14 protein-coding genes and 3 pseudogenes are annotated in these 17,018 nt (G+C 66.9%); 9 read left to right on the forward strand and 8 right to left on the reverse strand.

Translation table 11 applies throughout. The annotated features are described in order from the left end of the window. Positions 1 to 461 precede the first annotated feature (461 nt). The 3 genes and pseudogenes from ltrA to P3T41_RS34950 all read left to right on the forward strand — a co-directional run. Entirely contained in the window at positions 462 to 1,733 is a 1,272-nt protein-coding gene (gene ltrA, locus P3T41_RS34945; RefSeq protein ID WP_348533720.1) for a group II intron reverse transcriptase/maturase, read from the forward strand. A gap of 87 nt (positions 1,734 to 1,820) precedes the next feature. Beyond that, a complete protein-coding gene (locus P3T41_RS36990; RefSeq protein ID WP_348533721.1) occupies positions 1,821 to 2,216 on the forward strand; it encodes a hypothetical protein in 396 nt (131 codons plus the stop codon). Positions 2,217 to 2,335: 119 nt separating this feature from the next. After that, positions 2,336 to 2,857, forward strand: a pseudogene (locus P3T41_RS34950) (IS30 family transposase); the annotation flags it as partial. A gap of 80 nt (positions 2,858 to 2,937) precedes the next feature. On the opposite strand, the pseudogene P3T41_RS34955 reads toward P3T41_RS34950, so the two are convergent. The 5 genes and pseudogenes from P3T41_RS34955 to P3T41_RS34975 all read right to left on the reverse strand — a co-directional run. Beyond that, a pseudogene (locus P3T41_RS34955) lies at positions 2,938 to 3,279 on the reverse strand (DDE-type integrase/transposase/recombinase); the annotation flags it as partial. A 12-nt stretch (positions 3,280 to 3,291) separates the two neighbouring features. Beyond that, on the reverse strand, positions 3,292 to 3,819 hold the full coding sequence (locus tag P3T41_RS34960; RefSeq protein ID WP_280694685.1) for a hypothetical protein: 528 nt from the start codon (positions 3,817 to 3,819) through the stop codon (positions 3,292 to 3,294). Between the two features lie 95 nt (positions 3,820 to 3,914). Further along, positions 3,915 to 4,280: a hypothetical protein gene (locus P3T41_RS34965; RefSeq protein WP_280694687.1), complete on the reverse strand. Its 366-nt coding sequence runs from the start codon at positions 4,278 to 4,280 to the stop codon at positions 3,915 to 3,917. Next, positions 4,277 to 4,540: a hypothetical protein gene (locus tag P3T41_RS34970; protein WP_280694688.1), complete on the reverse strand. Its 264-nt coding sequence runs from the start codon at positions 4,538 to 4,540 to the stop codon at positions 4,277 to 4,279. Before P3T41_RS34970 ends, P3T41_RS34965 begins: the two co-directional genes overlap by 4 nt. Positions 4,541 to 5,009: 469 nt before the next feature. Continuing rightward, a complete protein-coding gene (locus P3T41_RS34975) occupies positions 5,010 to 5,195 on the reverse strand; it encodes a YidB family protein (protein WP_280694721.1) in 186 nt (61 codons plus the stop codon). A gap of 250 nt (positions 5,196 to 5,445) precedes the next feature. Between P3T41_RS34975 and P3T41_RS34980 the strand changes: the two genes are divergently transcribed. Both P3T41_RS34980 and P3T41_RS34985 read left to right on the forward strand, forming a co-directional pair. After that, positions 5,446 to 6,000, forward strand: coding sequence for a hypothetical protein (locus P3T41_RS34980; protein ID WP_280694689.1), 555 nt, complete (start codon positions 5,446 to 5,448; stop codon positions 5,998 to 6,000). A 210-nt stretch (positions 6,001 to 6,210) separates the two neighbouring features. Continuing rightward, positions 6,211 to 6,393, forward strand: a pseudogene (locus tag P3T41_RS34985) (transposase); the annotation flags it as partial. A 196-nt stretch (positions 6,394 to 6,589) separates the two neighbouring features. Here the strand turns inward: P3T41_RS34985 and P3T41_RS34990 are convergent. After that, the gene (locus P3T41_RS34990; RefSeq protein ID WP_280694690.1) at positions 6,590 to 7,363 is read right to left on the reverse strand and encodes a CAP domain-containing protein; all 774 of its coding nucleotides are present in this window, start codon (positions 7,361 to 7,363) and stop codon (positions 6,590 to 6,592) included. Between the two features lie 322 nt (positions 7,364 to 7,685). Continuing rightward, positions 7,686 to 8,087, reverse strand: a complete 402-nt coding sequence (locus P3T41_RS34995) for a replication-relaxation family protein (protein ID WP_280694691.1) — start codon at positions 8,085 to 8,087, stop codon at positions 7,686 to 7,688. Positions 8,088 to 8,325: 238 nt separating this feature from the next. Here P3T41_RS34995 and P3T41_RS35000 point away from each other — a divergent pair, with 238 nt between their 5' ends. Together P3T41_RS35000 and P3T41_RS35005 are read left to right on the forward strand one after the other, a co-directional pair. Beyond that, the gene (locus P3T41_RS35000; RefSeq protein ID WP_280694692.1) at positions 8,326 to 9,741 is read left to right on the forward strand and encodes a hypothetical protein; all 1,416 of its coding nucleotides are present in this window, start codon (positions 8,326 to 8,328) and stop codon (positions 9,739 to 9,741) included. A gap of 930 nt (positions 9,742 to 10,671) precedes the next feature. After that, a complete protein-coding gene (locus P3T41_RS35005; RefSeq protein WP_280694693.1) occupies positions 10,672 to 12,147 on the forward strand; it encodes a hypothetical protein in 1,476 nt (491 codons plus the stop codon). 186 nt (positions 12,148 to 12,333) lie between these two features. Here P3T41_RS35005 and P3T41_RS35010 read toward each other — a convergent pair whose 3' ends face one another. Continuing rightward, positions 12,334 to 12,522 (reverse strand): hypothetical protein, encoded by a 189-nt coding sequence (locus P3T41_RS35010; protein ID WP_280694695.1) that lies wholly within the window; start codon positions 12,520 to 12,522, stop codon positions 12,334 to 12,336. 1,357 nt (positions 12,523 to 13,879) lie between these two features. Here P3T41_RS35010 and P3T41_RS35015 point away from each other — a divergent pair. Together P3T41_RS35015 and P3T41_RS35020 are read left to right on the forward strand one after the other, a co-directional pair. Then, a complete protein-coding gene (locus P3T41_RS35015; protein ID WP_280694696.1) occupies positions 13,880 to 15,364 on the forward strand; it encodes a Dyp-type peroxidase in 1,485 nt (494 codons plus the stop codon). 751 nt (positions 15,365 to 16,115) lie between these two features. Continuing rightward, positions 16,116 to 16,745 (forward strand): DoxX family protein, encoded by a 630-nt coding sequence (locus tag P3T41_RS35020; RefSeq protein WP_280694697.1) that lies wholly within the window; start codon positions 16,116 to 16,118, stop codon positions 16,743 to 16,745. Positions 16,746 to 17,018 lie beyond the last annotated feature (273 nt).

Below are 17,018 nucleotides of genomic sequence, written 5' to 3' on the forward strand. Positions count from 1 at the left end.
TGCTCATGTTGCTCTTGCCACTCACTACCTGGACTGCTTCCTCCGGGACCCAACCGTCCCAGTATCAAGCTGTCCAGATCAACGGGGGAACTTCAGGTAGAGGTCACTCCAGCCAGGTGGACACCGCCGCCTCGGGGTATAGGGAGCACCCACCCCGGTCGCATCTCACTCGTGTGGAACGTGGAAACCCCGTTGGGGTCCGGGCCGTCGTGGCTCGGTCGGCCGACCGTGAGGAAGGCTCAACTCCCCAGCGGGAACAGGACGGCCCAAGAAGCCAACGCCGGAAGCCGAAAGGAAAACGGGAACCCGGGGCAGCATGATCGGCCTCTCCGCCGGTCGCCCCGCATAACCGTCCGGATACAGGCTGCTGCCTGGACCCGAAAGGGTGCTGACGTGGGCCGGGTGAGCCTGTGCGGACTCACTGGACAACGACGACGGAACCGAGGGACAAGTTGGACACCATGACGGATGCGGACGGAGCGGCCTCGGCCGTCCCGGCCGCCGCCGCGACGGTGAACGGACCCGAGGGCGAAGACCTGGGCTGGGTGTCGATCGACTGGCGCCGGGCCGAGGAGGACGTACGGCGTCTGCGGCAGAGAATCTTCACGGCATCGCGGGCAGGGGACCTCAAGAAGGTCCGCAACTTGCAGAAGCTGATGCTCCGTTCCCGTTCGAACACGCTCCTGAGTGTGCGGCGGGTCACGGAGATCAACGCTGGACGCGCGACGGCGGGAGTCGACGGGAAGGTGGTGCTGCTTCCCCAGTCAAAGGCCGCGCTGGCCCCCTGGGTCCGGCACCAGGCCCGACCCTGGACTCCCAAGCCCGTCAAGCGGGTGTTCATCCCCAAGCCGGGGACAGCGAAGAAGCGCGGCCTCGGGATTCCCGTGATCGTCGACCGGTGCCTTCAGGCTATGGCACTGGGCGCACTGGAACCCGAGTGGGAAGCGCGGTTCGAGCCGAAGTCGTACGGCTTCCGGCCCGGCCGCGGCTGTCACGACGCGATCGGGGCCATCTACTCCACGCTGAACGGGAAGAATCCGCAGCGTGTGTGGGTGCTCGACGCGGACCTGACGGCGGCGTTCGACCGTATCGACCACGCCCGGCTGATGGCCGCGCTCGGCACCTTCCCCGCCCGGGGACTGGTCCGGCAGTGGCTGAAGGCCGGGGGCGTGGATCGAGGTCGATTCGCCCCGACCGAGGAGGGAACTCCGCAGGGAGGGGTGATCAGCCCGTTGCTCTTCAACGTGGCCCTGCACGGGATGGAGGAAGCCGCAGGGGTCAGCTACTACACCGCCGGCCGAGACGCCGGCAGTGCGCAGAGCGGAAGTCCCGTGCTGGTGCGGTACGCAGACGATTTCGTCGCGATGTGCACCAGTCGTGAGCAGGCCGAAGTGGTCAAGGAACGGCTGGCCGCATGGCTGACGCCCAGGGGGCTCGCCTTCCACGAGGACAAGACAAGCATCGTCCACGCGGAGGTCGGGTTCGACTTCCTGGGATTCAACGTCCGCCGGTATCACGGCAAACTGCTGATCAAGCCGAGCACAGCGGCACAACGACGGATCCGGGAACGGCTGCACGCCGAGATGCTGGCCCTGCGAGGGGCCAACGCTGCGGCCGTGCTCAAGAAGATCAACCCCATCGTGCGGGGCTGGTCGGCCTACTACCGGACGGTGGTGTCCAGCGAGATCTTCACGGCGCTGGACAACTACATGTGGACGCTCGCCTACAAGTAGGCCAAGCACAGCCACCCGAACAAGCCGAAGCACTGGGTCTCCAGCAAGTACTTCGGCCGGTTCAACAAGGCCAGGAAGGACCGGTGGGTGTTCGGCGACCGCGACAGCGGTGCCTACCTGCTCAAGTTCTCCTGGACGAAGATCGTCCGGCACCAGTTGGTCAAGGGCAGGGCGTCTCCGGACGACCCAGCCCTGGAGTCGTACTGGGCCGAGCGGCGTCGCAAGGGACCGCCTCCGCCGGTCGACGGCATCACCGTGCGCCTGCTTCAGGCCCAGCACGGTCGTTGCCCGGTCTGCGGAGGGTTCCTGCTGCACGCCGACCACCCGCCGCGAAGCCCCCACGAATGGGAGTCATGGCGGGCCGTCATCAGGAAGGCGATCTCCAAGCAGTACGTCGCATTCCTGTGCGGAAGCACGCCGGGCGATCAACGAATCCGTCTTCTCCACACCAGTGTCAACGGCGGAAGGGAGCCGCCGAGCTGACGAGTCCAGTACTTCGCCTGCCCGCGAGCCCATGGGGCTTGCTTGAGCCGTGTGCGGTGAACAGCTGCTTGCACGGTTCTGAGGGGGCGGCGACGCAGCAATGCGTCCCCGCTACCCGACTGGTGATCGGGCTCGAACGATCGGCGATCGACACCCTGGTCGAACGCACGACCCGATTCACGGTGCTCGTCCACCTGCCCCGCCAGGACGGCTGCGGCCTTGTTCCCCGCACCAAAAACGGGCCACCCACTGGCCGGCTACGGCGCCATGACGATGGTAGAAGGACACACTTGCAACGACCATCGGCACCTGCCCGAGCAACTATGGCGATCGCTGACGTGGGACCGCGGCAAGGAACTGTCGGCACACGCCCAGTTCACGATCGAGACCGGCGTCCCGGTCTACTTCGCCGACCCGCACAGCCCATGGCAGCGCGGCACCAACGAGAACACGAACGGCCTGCTCCGCCAGTACTTCCCGAAAGGCACCGACCTGTCCCGGTGGACGGCTGAGGAGATCGAAGCGGTTGCTGCCACGCTCACAGCCGACCCCGCAAGAGCCTCGACTGGAAGACTCCCGCCGAAGCCCTCAACGACCACCTACTATCGATCCAACAACTCGGTGTTGCGACCACTGGTTGAATCCGCCTCGCGAACCCGCGTCCGGGTGGTGCACCAGTTCCTTCGGCGCGCGTGGGCGGGCGGCCCTCGTGGTCGTGCTGCCACAGGCCCATGTCCAGTGCGTTGAGGACGAGTTGGGCCTCCTTTGATGTTGTGGCGGACCAGCCGAGGATGCGGCGCGAGAAGGTGTCCACGACGAAGGCGACGTAGACGACGCCCGCCCAGGTGGCGATGTGGGTGAGGTCGGCGACCCAGCATCGGTTCGAGGCGGTGGCCACGAACTCGCGGTCCGCCAGGTCCGGAGCACGCTCGGCGCCCGGGTCGGCGATCGTGGTGATCACCTTCTTGCCGCGCACGGCGCTGGCGATGCCGATCTCGCGTGTCAGGCGCTCGATGGTGCAGCGGGCCACCGCGTGTCCCTGCCGGCTCAGCTCCCGCCAGATCTTCCGGGCCCCTTAGACACGGTAGTTGGCGTCGTGCACCCGCTGGATCAAGGTCTTGAGTTCGTCGTCTCGCACGGAACGGGCGCAGGGTTCGGTGAGGCGCTTCTTGTGGGCGTAGTAGGTGGAGGGGGCGATGCTGCACTCGTGCTCGGTGAGCACGCGGCAGATCGGCTCGACACCGCCGAAGCGGTCCCGGTGCTCGTCGATGAACGCTACGAGCGTAGGTGTGGCCGGTCGAGCTCGGCCGCGAGGAAACTCGCCGCGGCCTTCAGGATGTCGTTGGCCCGCTTGAGTTCGGCGATCTCCTTCTTCATCGCCTTTGATCTGCGCGGACTCCTCCGTGGTCGTCCCCGGACGCTGCCTGGAGTGGACCTGGTCCCGACGCACCCAGTTGCGCGGCGTCTCGGCGGAGCCGATGCCCAGCTTCTGCGCGACGGCCCGCGATGCGGCCGACTCGTTCGGGTAGTCACCGAGGACCTCGGCGACCATGCGCACCGCACGACAGCGCAGCCAAGGCGGGTAGGAGGAAGGACGTGCCATGACTCGAAGTCCTTACACGAAATCGAGTCCCCACCGAACCCGGGGCGGTTCAAGCAGCATCCTTGCCTGGTCTGCGCGCTGCCGCGGACGCCTCCTCAGCTCGTCCAGGACTTGAGCTGAGCGGCGACCTCCCGCACAGGAAGGCCGTCCCGCGCTGCGCGCGCGAGCGGGAGGACGGTGTCCAGTCCGGGGCTGACCGGCAGGTTGCAGGCCGCTAGGTACGCGGCGGTGACGGTGGCCGCGTACAGCAGACTGCGCACCTCCAGCGAGGGGTTCCTGGCCAGCTCGCACAGCAGCGCTGCAGCCTTGTGGTGCGGCTCGGGGTAGACCTCGTGGTCCAGGATCTCCGCGCGGTGCCTGGTCTCCGCCGCGACTGGAACGCCGTAGTCGACGACCTGCGGGTCCCCGGGGATTTGCTGGGCAACGGCCAGGATCCACGCGAGATCGACCTTCAGGTTCACGCGGCGTTCCTTGGCGCGTCCGCCGCCGCCCGGGCGCCGAGACCCGGGTACCGGTCCTCACCGAACTCCGCCTCGAACTCCGCAGCATAGGACGCCAGGAATGCCTGGGCGGCGGCCATGAACGCAGCACGCGACTCATTCACGTCCTGCTCGATCAGATCGGCCACGTACCCCTGCAGGCTCAGGCCCCGCCGCTTGGCCCGATCCTCGGCAGCCGCCCGCGTACTGTCATCCAGTCGGATGTTGGTCTGCTTGCTCATATCTCGAGCATAGCTAGCACTTGATACCACCGCATAGCAAACGGCGAAACACCCGATCCCCGACGCGGGTCCGGCGAACGGGATCGCCGCCCCGGACAGGCCTTGGGCGGCCTGCAGCCCGGCCGCTTCTACCTGATCGCCGGAGCCCCCGAGGCTGGCGCCAGCCCTCCTAGCCTCCTGTGCCGCCCTTACCACACCGCCCTCGACCTCCACCTGTCTGTCCTGTACGCGGCCCACAGCCTGACCCGCGAAGACGTCGCGATGCAATCGGGTGCGCCCCAAGAGGACGGCCCCAAGCGCGCGGGTCTCTGGTGATCGTCGGCTCGTGGCCGGGCGCAGTCGGACCGGCGGTTCCAGGGGCGGGGTCGGCGGCTGGTGGCGGGCGGACGCGGCGTGGAGCGTGGACCGGCTGAGCTACGGGGTGAGGTCGGTCCGCGTGTGCGAGGCAGCAGCCAGAGTGGCAGCTTGATCAGATCTTCCGGGGAGGCGCCCGCCCTGGGACAGGTTCACCGCCCGGCGTGAGCCTGTCCACGGCTCGTGACAGGGTCTGGGCGATCTCGTCGGCGGTCTCTCGCGGGGAGACGGCGGCCTGCTCGGCCACCTTCGACACGGCTTCGGCGGGAAGCGCCGCAACGGCCTCGCCTGGGTGCGGTATGACCGTGGCCCCCGCTTGGCGGGGGCACGGTTGCTGTGGGGTTTGGGGTGGGGGTTAGAGGAGGTGGGCGGTGCTGGCGGTGTGGTTGGTGTCGCCGTTGTAGGTGGCGGTGTAGGTGAGTATTCCAGCCATCTTGCTGCAATTTTCTGCAAGAATTTGCACCTGTGGGTAGGCTCCTGCCATCCAATGGACGACAGTGCATGACTGCCCATCAGACTGCCTGTCTCCCACGATTGGAGAGGAATCGCCTGTGCTACGCCGCCTGCTCGTTCTGCTCTGCGCCATACCGCTACTCCTGGCAGCCGCCTCCAGCGCCAACGCCTCGATCCCACCCCACTACCGGATCGGAACCCCCGATCTGAACGCCTACTGCGCCTCGCGGGGTGACACAGCCGCAGTCCTCGACGGCCCGACCGCGTACGACTGGCACTGCGTCACTTCCCAAGGCGCACGGTCCCGGATCTACTTCGACGTTGCCTGCCAGCAGCAGTACGGGCAGGGCAACACGACGGATCGCATTGAGAATTTCTACGATCCCACCTCTGTGTCCTGCTGGCGGGTGGCATCGCTGGTCTACGTGCCCCCCAATCTGGCGGCCTACTGCCAGCGGGCGTTACATCATGATGGAGTGGTGCTGACCGGGGCGACCGTCTATGACTGGCACTGCGTGGACTACAGCCGCGCCGGAGCGAGCCTGTACGGCATCAGCATGCCCGATGTGTGCATCTGGTCATCCGGCGGCTACCGCGCTGTCGACCGTTTCGTTGACTTCTACGCCCCGAACTCCTGGCGGTGCTTCATGTGAACACCCAGGGGGTGATGGCGCTCTCTGAGTGGACGTTAAGCCCGTTTCTGGTAGCGGCCTCGTCCGGGTTGGGTGAGGAAGCATTGGCGAGTGAGGCGTCCGAGGGCGGCTGCGGGTGATGTTGACGGACGCCTCGTCGGTGGGCACGCCCGTGAGAACCGCCGCTGACATGTGGCATCGATCGAGACGGATCGGAAGGCGGTGACCAGCGTGCACGAACGCCGCTACCGCTCGGACACCACCGACGCCGAGTGTGCCCTGGAGCCCCTGCCACCTGTTCCGGCCTGCCGTACCGTCCGCGGCGGCCGCCCGGAGGCGCATCCGCGACGCGAGATCATGGACGCGATCTTGTACATCGTCGACAACGGTGCGAAATGGCGCTCGCTCTCACGAGGGTCGAGCGCAGGCCGACTCGTTCAGGCTGGCTGCTGTGCTGTCGGCTCTTACGGCTTGTCTTCTGCTCGTCCGCCCCGATGCTCTGCACCAGGTCGCCGTCGGCTGGTAGGCAGCCGACGGCGACCTGTGCTGTGGCAGGGAGGTGTATGGGCCACGCAGGCGAGCGCGCCGAAGCTGCATTCGGCGGGATCCCTCAGTAGGGCTTGTCGCCGCTGATGTTGCCCCCAGGCCCGTAGCGGGCCACGACGTACCACTGGTACAGCTGACCGGGGGCTTGCAGGTGGCCGTCCGCTGGGCAACCCGTGCTTCCCCGCGGGGAGCAGGTGTCGCTGACGGTTGTGCCCTTCACCGGGGCCTCCGCCACGGCGATGCCGATGCTGGTAGTGGCCCGCCAGACCATCTGGGTGTAATGGCCGACTTCGCCGTTCAGAGTACTGTTCGCTTCCCGGAGCTGAGCCGCAGTGGGGAACCTCCCGCTGTCGGCCTCGAGGAGGAGTGCATAGGCGGACTTCTCCGCGGCCCAGCGCTCGGCGGCCTCGGTCATGACCCTGCGCCGCGTCGCGGCTACCTCGGCGGTCCCGTTCGCGTCGTCGGCGGTGACGGTGACGGTGAAGTAGGCGAGATTCTCCCCGGTGTATCCAGTGACGGTCCGACCCTCCGAGTCGGCATAGGCGACAGTGCGTTGGGTCTGTGTGGAGTGCACCAGACCCCCATCGCGCAGGGCCAGGCTGTCAGCCCATGCCTGAGCCTGGGCATCCAGCGTGAGGGACTCCCGCAGCGCGGGCAGCGGGGCGCGGGAACTCTCGTTCACGACCGCGGGAACGCTCGCCCGCTCGGTGTTGTGCACGGCGATGGCCCCCGTCCGGTCGTCCGGCTCGGCATGAGCCCCCTGGGCCGGCAGGCTGAGGGCGGGAAGGACGGCAGCGATGCCGAGGCCGGCGGCGGTCAGACGGATGCGAGAGGACATCACGGGCTCCGAGGATCGTCAGGACGCGGCCGAGCAGTGCGAACCGCGATATTCGGTGGGGGAGACGGACTGGACAGCGTCTGCTGGCCGATGGCTGTGCTCGTAGAGACATGTCGGTCGCGCCTGTCTGACGCCCAGCCCGCATGTTGGATCACCCGATAGGTGCAGTGATGACGGCCGCGCCCAGAAGCCCCGCTTCCTACGCCCAGCTCAGGCCCAACTCGGCGAGCGTGGCCAGTTGCTCCTCGGTGAGCTTTGCGCGGCGGATGTTGGTGTTGGAGATCCAGATACCGAGCTTGACGGCATGGTGCCGCCCTTGCCGTCATCCAACCCGTGCCGGTGCGGGTCTTGTACTGGGCGAAGGCGGCCACGCCCCAGACGATGTGCCGGCGCTGGCGCTCCAGCCAACAGCAGCCTGGGGAACCATACGTAGTGCTGCTGCCAGGCCGGCAGGGCCCTTGGGCGCCCGCTGTTCGCGCAGGTGTAAAGGGGACCGGGTGGTGGCCGTGAAGCGGGCGTAGCCGATCAACTTCGCCGCCAGCCTCTCGCCGCCCATCGTGCCGCGGTCGACCCCGACGAACGCCCGCGCCGTCCCGCCGACGGTGTAGGTCAGCAGCCCGTCCGGGATGACCGTGCCGCCGTTGCCCTCGCCGTAGCGGTGGTAGACCTTCAGCAGGAAGTCCAGCGGCGCGCACTCGTCTCCCGCCGCCTGGGCGCCGGCCACGAACGCCACCTGCGTGCGCGTGACCGTGCTTTTGCCGTGCTCGGTCAGGCATCAGGCCGGCAGCCGCCAGGACTGCGCCAGCACCACGCCCTCAACCAGGACCTCGCCCTTCGGGGCTTTCCCCGCTTTGTCTCCCCGCGGGCCGGCCCAGTGGGGCAAGACGGGGATATCTTCCCCACAGCCTCGGCAACCGGCCCGCAGGGCGAGCCGTACCAGGCGGAAGCCCAAGGAGGAGACGATGCCGGTCCTGCGAGACAAGGAATTCCTGACGGAATACCTGAAGTTCACCATCGCCATGGTCGGCCAGTTCGGCGAAACCGTCCCTGAGGCCCGCCCGGAAGGCGGCCCGCCCCGAGGACGGCCGCGCCCGGACGCCATGCCGCCCCCGGTCATCATCCCCGAGCACCGGGTCGAAGCGTTCATGAAGGCCCTGCACAACTTCGTCCACAGTGAGGGCCTCCGATACGGCTACCGGCCCTCCACCGCCGTCGTCCAGCAAGGCATCCCCGACCAAGGATTCGGCTCGCAATTCGATCAGAGGAACTGGACGACGACCTACACAGTCCCCCCGGGCCCTCTGGAGGCGGACCCAACAGCGGTCCATTGCTCCATCGGCGCTCTGCACGAGTGGTTCCACTTGGAACTGGAGCAGGACCTGGCCCGGCTACAACTCGCCGAAGGACTGACGGCCAAGGACACCCAGACCACTCTCAGCTACATCGACTCCCCCGAGACCCTCTTCCCCCTGCCGACCATCGAAGCGGCTCTGCGGCAACCTCCCCTCGATGCCGGGGAGAAGAAGGCCCTGCGGGGCCACTACGAAGGGACCTACGGAGGGACCCGGCGCCAACTCGGCCTCGACCGATGGCGGCCTCAGCTGATGGAGGACAGCCCGCACACACGGTGGCTGGTCAAGCAAACGGACCCGGCGCTACGCGACATCGAGCGCAGGAAGGAAGCCCTCCTACGACTTGAGGAAGTCGTCGCGCTGATCAACATGTTCAACAGGTACCCTCCCGCAGTCAGGCTGAAGCACCCGTTCGATACCAAGGACCTGTCGCCGGAGCAGCAGAAATACGCCGCGGAGCTCTACGCGCCGCTGGCGGAAGAGAGGGACCCCGTCAAGAAGGTCGAGCATCTGGGCAGGTACTTGACGGTGATGGGAAAAATCCTCGGACAGAAGTACTTCGAGGCATACAACGCCTACGTCTCCGGAAGCACCCAAGAGCGCTACGCCCGGGGAGGAGAAGCGCTCTACCACCAGGTCCTGGGCTTCGCGCCGACCGGCGCGCGTGTGAGCATCCCGGAAACGCGCGCATGGGACGGCCAGGCGCTCAAGGCCCTTGAGGACGCCGGCCCGATGTCCGTGACCTTCCATTCGCCCAGGAAGGTGAAGCCCGGGCTCGAAGCCGGACCGCACCCGGCGATCGTCGACTTCCTCCTCGCCTGCCACGATGCCGTCGTACGCAAGCGCAGCAAGAACCTGGCCGTGGAGGCCGCGCTGACCGTCGCACGCAAGAAGGCAGCACCTTCCCCGGTGGCCCGCCAGCAGGACGCCGACACACACGCCCCCAACACCGCCCGCCGCTCTCCGCCACCTCATCTCCCACCGCCGGACCCCCCGCACCGCAGGCATGGAGTCCCCCCGCGATAGCTTGCTCCGTTGCGTTTTGCTCCGCTGCGCTCGGCCTCGGCCCGTCCCGGTCGTCCAGCCGCTCCACTACCTCGTCCCGGACTCGGCGAAGCCCCGTCAACCGTCGTCCTCGGATCTCCTCGGCATGCGTGCGGGCCGTGCCGTTGCCCTCGCCGTAGGAGTGGTACAGCACGGCCAGCGCGCTGCGGGACATGGAGCTGTATGAGAGCCGGCTGACCGAGAAGCAGGGCACGCTCGGGGCACGCCGAAGAAGACGCCGCTGCCGCGGCCCCCAAGCCCGCCCAGCCCAAGCGGCGCAAGCCGGTCCCCTCGAAGAGCGCCAACGCGGGGATCTGGGGGCCTGACCGAGCTCGGCCTGGACGCCGCCGCGGCGACCCTGCCGGTTGGCCGGAAGATGGGCACCGCGGGCCCACTTCAGTGGTGCCGCGCGTCCGGCTTGCCGGAGCATGACGCCAGCCGCCCGCCACCCCGATCCGAGCTGGTTGCGGAAGCCATCCGCTCGCTGAGCGGTTTCAGCGCACGCTCTGCGAACGGAACCGGTGGGGGTGGGTGGGGTGAATGGTGCGTCCGGTGGGCGGGCGTGGCGCAGGACCGAACGACCCAGGGAAACCTTGATCGTTCTCAAGTTCGCCATGGCGCACTTGGCCTGGAGCCACCTGCGACCAGCCTACAGAGCCCGCCGGTCCTCGGGTTCAGAAAACGGGTTGCAACGGGTGACGCCGTTCGCGCCGGTGGCGCGCAGCTGCCGTTGTTGGCGTCGCGGGGAAGGCCCAGTTCTCCGGGCCCACCTCGGTATGTCTCCCGAGGCAGGAGCTCGCATGGGGAGCGGAAAATAGGTGTACGCCGGGGATGAGCGGCTGGCTCACAGACCGGGTAGTCCGTGGCTTGCCGGGTTTGGCTCGCTGGATATGGACAAGGAGGCGGCGAGCCGTGACGGATATCGACTACCTAGAGGACGGGAATATATTTCCGCGTGAGCTGCTGACAGGTTTGGACCGCATGTCAGTCGCCGGTCGTACGCAGGACTACCTCCCGTCCGCGGCGCCTCAGTACTTGGGCGCCGCGGGCCAGAGCGCTATTGCCGCGCTACGGATGCCGTTCTTAGGGCCGCTGAGCGCGGCTGTTGGCTTTGTCGTGGCTGCCACCCAGAACACCTCAGCCGAAGCCAGGTACACCACGAAGGAGGTCGTGGGGCTCACGAACGTCGCTCTCAACAGCACTGTCGAGATATTCTCCGAGGCCTTGGGCGACCAGCTCCGCGATCTTCGCGACCTCACGCTGATGATGAGGTCCGTCACCGGCGACAACGACCCTGTTGTCCTGCCGAGTGAAAAACGGCCTCAGCTCGACAACCCTGATGCCAAACCGATGTCGGACGAACACAACATGCGCCAGGCGCAGCAGTCCGTCAAGGATGAGAGGGTCAAGGACAGCGATATCCGGGACATAGCAATCGGGTCTGTGCTTCGGGTCAGCGAAGGTGTACTCGGCGATTCGGTGACGGTCGCCGCGACCCATGGTGGTTCAGTCGCGGGATTTATCGGGGCAAATTTCGCCCGGAACATCTACGCCGTCTGGTCCGGGCAGGGGGAACTGGAGCAGCAGCTCAAACAGATCGTCGGAGTGGAAATCAACCAAAACACCGCCATCGGTCAGTTCGCTAAACACTTCAACCAGGCGGCCAGGGATGTCGATGCTGCACGTGAGGTTGTGTTCAAGGAGCTTCAGGTGAGATTGGAGAACCCGGTCACGGGTCCTGTCACGCGCCTGCACCTTGACCGGCAGCATGGCAAGGAGCTGCTGGAGAAGTGCGGCTTCCGCCTGGCGGACGGGCGGGCGGGCGCGGCTGAAAGTGCTGAAGGCTCGGCTCTTGGACCGGAGTTCCGCCGGATCCCGACGGATGTGGACGCCCTCCAGGCAGAGCACGATGTGCAGCACAAGGCGCGCCTTGCCGGACGGCAGAAGGCCCAGGAGGGACGCGACAGGAACCTGGCGAACCTTGAGAGTGTGACCGTTGCGAACATGTTGGTCAACGAAGGTGTGGGTGCCATCCCGGTGGCGGGCCCACTTGTACTTGCCTTCAAAGATGTCGGACTCATGGTCAAAAAGACCCTGGAAGAGCGCATGAAGCAGCGTGGGGCGGTGCAGCAGACTGTCCGCGAGGGGAGTGCCGTCCTCGCCATGTCAGCTCAAAGAGCCATGTTGGCCGTCGCGGACGCTACTTCCGGAGCCGCCGTGCTCGTTCAGACCTGCTCTCAGCGCATAGAGAACTTCACAGCGCTGGAAGAGGCCGCTAACCGTGCGCGCCCGCGGGGGCCAGAAGCGAAGACGTCGGCCAACTACCAGGAGAGGACGAGAAAATCAGCCGGAACCCGGCAAACCACCCAGAGTCACGGGCTCAACTGACAGGGCGACTCTGCTTGCCGTGGACGGCAAGAGCCTGCGGGGCGTGGCCAAGGCGAACGGCCGGAAGATCCACCGGCTCGCCGCACTGGAACACGCCACCGGCCTGGTCCTGACCCAGTTGGACGCCTCACGCCAGAGCCGGCAGAGTCCAGGTGTGCGGACAACGCCAGCGAGCTGGCCATCAGGCTAGCCAAGATCCAGCAGAAGATCTCCGGAGGCTGGCGCACCGTACTCGGCGCCGAGCGCTTCTTCGACGTGCGCGGCTACCTGTCCACCCTCGCGAAGCAGGGCCGCGACCTCCTCGACGCCATCACCCGGCTCTTCGACGGCCGAGGCGCCTGGATCCCCGCCCAGCCTGACCACCAAACCGGTCACGGTCCACTATGTGCGGGACGTGACGCTGGGTGAGGACGCCTCCCGGATCCGTACCGGCCACGGAGCCCAGAACATGGCCACGTTGAGATCAATCACGATGAACTTCATGCGCAGGACAGGAAGTTCAATCGCCGACGCACGCCGCCGGCTGGCCCTCGCACCACACACAGCCCCGCTCGACCTCTTCGGCATCCCCCGTAACCTGCGTATCACGACTGAAATCCGACTTTGCATCAGCTCTGCCATCCGAGACGAGCTGGTGACCGTCCAAGCCGCCACGACGACCGGCCGGGCCAAGTGCACGGCGTGTGGAACCACCTCAACGCGGGTGCACAGCCGATACGTGCGCCGTCTTGATGACACCGCGGCGGCCAGCGCCGTGTGGTCATCGAGTTGCAGTTCGGACGGGTTCCGGCGCCAACAAGCCTACCCGCAGGCAGCGTTCGTCGAGCAGGAACCGGGCCCAACCTTCCGTCACGGACGGCGGAGCCAGGGCCTACAGACTGCTCTGAAGCAGGTGCCACCCTCATTCTCGCGGACCATACCGGCGCCCGGCTGGCGAACACGCTCGCAGCCCCGGTGAGCCGCTCTACGTTGCTGCGGCTGATACGAGTTACCCGAGAATGCACCGACTACGCCGCGCATGTTCGGTGTTGACGAGTTCGCACTGCGCACAAAGGACACAGGCTTCCGCACTGCTGCTGGTTTCTCCTACGACGAAGGCCGCTGCCGTCAGCCCTCCTTTCGTAGCTTCTCTCCTGCCTGCGGGGCGCCTTAACTTAGCTCTGCCTCCAGAGATGAGACAGGCCTTTTGGAGCAAGCCGTCACTGCACGGCAGGGGACAAGGACGTGAGGACAAGCAGTGTACGAGGGGATTGCCCACACTCGTCCGTGGATTCGCGGGGACACGCTCTACCGGCCGGTGTGTCCTTCCATAGTGCCTGCGGTGCCTTCGCTGTCACCGCGGAAGGCCCCTTCCGACAGGCCTCTGTGATCATTCCTCGTCTGGGGGAATACAGCGTGGCCAAACTCTGTGAAGGCTCGGCGGACAACAGGGCATGGTCGCATCGCGCTCAGAGGACCCTCCGCAAGGAACTCCAGCCGGGCTGGTGGCCGCGACTGTCGCACGCAGCGTTCCCTGCACGCCGTCAGCCTCCCAAGAGAGCCATCGAAAAATTGCAAGCCGATATCCTACCGACGAGGGAGCATTGACATGCTGTCAGAGAACGACAAGCCCAGCGGTGACAGCTCGGCACTACCGTCCCGTCGGACCGTGACCGCAGCCGCCGGCCTATCCGCACTTGGCGCAGTTGGCCTGATACTGGCCGGTGCCCCGGCGGCCCGAGCGGAGTCGGTCGTGACCCCGCCGAAGCAGGGTCGAACAGCTTTTTCCGAAGACTTGCCGCTGCGTGACAGTGAGGATATCCAAGGCGATATCCTCGCCGGTTTCCGCAAGGACCAGCAGTCCTTTCTGATGCTCGGATTCCAGGACACGACTACCGCCCGTGCCTGGCTCAGGCAGGTCATCCCCGAGGTCTCCACCACTCGTGATGTCGCCGCTTTCAACGCTCAGTTCAGTAAGGTCCGGCAGCAGGCCGCTGGCCGCGACCCCGGCTCGATGTCCGCGGACTGGGCAGGCCTCAGCCTCACCTATCGTGGACTGACTCTGCTGGCGGATACGGAACCCTTCCCGACCGGCGGTGGCGACGCATTTCGGCAGGGACCCGCCCAGCGGGCCAACACCGTAGGCGACACCGGCACCAGCGCCCCACAGAGCTGGCTGTTCGGCGCCGGCGACGGCCCGGTCGTCCATGCTGTTCTGACCCTGGCTTCGGACGACCCCGGGCGACTGCGCAGCACCGTCGACCGCCACCGAAGGCTTGCCAGCGATCACAACGCGTCGGTGGTCTTCGAGCAGGACGGTGCGACACTTCCGGGCCCGCTGAGGGGCCACGAGCACTTCGGTTTCGCCGACGGCGTCAGCCAGCCCGCCGTGCGCGGCTTCGACCCGGCGGACCCTGACGGCCAGAACGCCCTAGGCAGGCCGGGGACCCGGATCCTGCCGCCCGAGCTGTTCGTCGTCGGCACGGGCAGCAACCGCTCTGGTCTGCCCCGCTGGGCCACCGGCGGTTCGTTCCAGGTGATACGCCGCTTGGCCCAGGACGTCCCCGGCTGGCACGCCCAGCTCGGACCCCAGCTCGACGTGCTGAAGAAGGCCAGTGTCGCGCCCGAATCTGCCACTGACCAGTGGCTCGCTGCCCGCCTTGTGGGCCGCTGGCCCTCCGGCACCCCGATCGCCCGCTGTCCCCTGGCCGACGTTCCGCCCGCTCCCGGTATGGCGCCCGACAACAGCATCGACTTCCACGACGACCAGGACGGCCTGAACACCCCGCTCTTCTCACACCTGCGCAAGACCAATCCCCGGGCCGGATTCGGACAGCCGGGCGATGGCACCGTGGACTTCAGCCGTGCCGACGCTCATCGCCTCATCCGTCGGGGTATCCCGTTCGGGCCGGCCTTCGACCCCGCCGCTGCGTCTTCGGACCGCGGCGCCGACACTCCGCGCGGCCTGATGTTCGTCAGCTACCAGGCTGATCTGGTGAGCCAGTTCGAGTTCCTCCAGCGCGCCTGGATCAACAACGCGGGCTTCCCGAGGTCACGGACCGGAAATGATCCCGTCATCGGCACCGGGGGCGATGTGAGCTTCGCGTCCGCGAGCGGGGGCGTCTCTCTGTCGTTCGGTTCCTTCGTCCGCACCGAGGGCGCTCTTTACGCCTTCACACCTGCGATCACCACCCTTCGCGGCCTTGTCGACGGCGAGCTGGAGACCGGCCCTGCGTAGTCTCCGCTGCCACGCTCCAGGCGGTTGGTCTGCCGGTCGCGGGGCATCTGTGGATGACTCCGCGTCCGCACAACCAAGGCTAGTCCGGAGTGCGATCGGTGTGGTCCGGTTCGATCCCGTGGGCCGGGTCAGGCCGGTGGAGCGCTGTTGTGACGCGGGGTGAGCCGGACGATCGCGATTGCTGGGTTGGCTGAGCCCGTTCCTGCTGGTAGGGGCGGTCCGGCCCTGTCCGTAGCCCGCCTGCGCGGTCAGTTCGAGGGCGTGATCTGGCGGCAGTTCCACACCGGCGGCCAGTGGCGTAAGACGCCTGCGTGTTCGGGGACTGGTAACCGGCCTGCGATCGCTTCGTCAGCGGTGGGAGGCCGGCGTGTTGGCCGCACTGGTCGCCACGCCGTCAGCAGGCCCGACTGTGGCAGTGGCGGAGAAGGCCGACCAGGCCGCAAGGAGCGCGGCAGCGCCGGCGGCCGGCCGGTCTCCCACATCCCACGCAAGACAGATCACGCAACACAGTGGCGCGCTCCACCAACACGATCCATTCGTGGCAGGGCCTGGCCACACGCGAGAAAAGAGGCCCGACAGCTAAGCGCCACTGCTTGATTCACAACTCCAAACAGGCCCAAACCACGAACCTACGCGGCATCAGATGCTGTTGAGCACTGTCGATTACTGGGCCACGGCCGCCACGTAGACCCGTCTTCGGACGTCCGGACTCCAGCTGCGCCCACCTGTCCGTGCTTAATCTCGCTGCTCCATGACCGTGCCAGCGACCAAATCATGGACCGTGCGCGGTGCAGACATCAGTCCAGGATCCAGTGGGCACGCGTCAGCCGGTCGGCGGCCCGCCGTCTTTCCAAGCTATCCCTCAACCACTTCTCCGGAGGCCACCGTGCTCGTAGTCCAACGACTCCTGAAGTCGCGCATCGACGACGACGCTGCCCTCGGTCACCTGTGGTGGCCGCCCCGCACCGGGCAACCCAGCCAGCCCGCCCCCGTGCTTCACGGAGTCGCCTTAACCGCCCTACGCGGCTGTCTGGGTCTGGTGTACATCTGGTTCGGCGCTCTCAAGGTCGCAGATGTGAGCCCCGCAGCCGCACTCGTCGTCGGTACCGTCCCCTTTCCTACACCCAGCTGGTTTGTCGCCGCAGTGGGCTGGTTCGAGGTCATACTCGGCCTTTGGCTCATCGCCGGCCGATTCCTCAAGCTGACCCTGCCGCTCCTGGTCGCCCACATGATCGGCACGTTCGGTGTACTGGTCTTCTTGCCTCAGATGGCGTTCGATCATGGCAACCCGCTCATGCTGACCATGACTGGAGAGTTCGTCGTCAAGAACCTCGTCCTGCTCACCGCCAGCATCGTGGTAGTCACTCGACGCGTCACCTGAGGACCGGAGGATGCCGGCGTCTACGCCAGGGAGGTATCCGGCTTCCCGCGATCGGGGTATCCCCGGCCGAAGGCTGGGGGAGGGGCAGGGGCAGCCGTTTCGCCGCCAGTCGGACCGGCGTTGCCACCTACCCGCGGGGAAGTGCCTGTTGTCAGTCCGTCAGGTGTCCAACCCATCCGGGGTCAAGCCCAAAGGCCGGGTAGCTACCGGTGGTTTGTTGCACCGGCGAGTAACAAGGGTTGACGGTAGGTCAGGTCAGCGATACGTCTGAAG

It is taken from the genome of Kitasatospora sp. GAS204B (assembly GCF_029892155.1).
Lineage (GTDB): Bacteria > Actinomycetota > Actinomycetes > Streptomycetales > Streptomycetaceae > Kitasatospora.

Excerpts from the sequence above, each read along its gene's own strand:
- P3T41_RS34970 (WP_280694688.1), bottom strand. The coding sequence starts at position 4,540 with ATGAGCAAGCAGACCAACATCCGACTGGATGACAGTACGCGGGCGGCT.
- P3T41_RS35000 (WP_280694692.1), top strand. The coding sequence starts at position 8,326 with ATGCCGGTCCTGCGAGACAAGGAATTCCTGACGGAATACCTGAAGTTC.
- P3T41_RS34960 (WP_280694685.1), bottom strand. The coding sequence starts at position 3,819 with ATGGCACGTCCTTCCTCCTACCCGCCTTGGCTGCGCTGTCGTGCGGTG.
- ltrA (WP_348533720.1), top strand. The coding sequence starts at position 462 with ATGACGGATGCGGACGGAGCGGCCTCGGCCGTCCCGGCCGCCGCCGCG.
- P3T41_RS35020 (WP_280694697.1), top strand. The coding sequence starts at position 16,116 with ATGACCGTGCCAGCGACCAAATCATGGACCGTGCGCGGTGCAGACATC.
- P3T41_RS34990 (WP_280694690.1), bottom strand. The coding sequence starts at position 7,363 with ATGTCCTCTCGCATCCGTCTGACCGCCGCCGGCCTCGGCATCGCTGCC.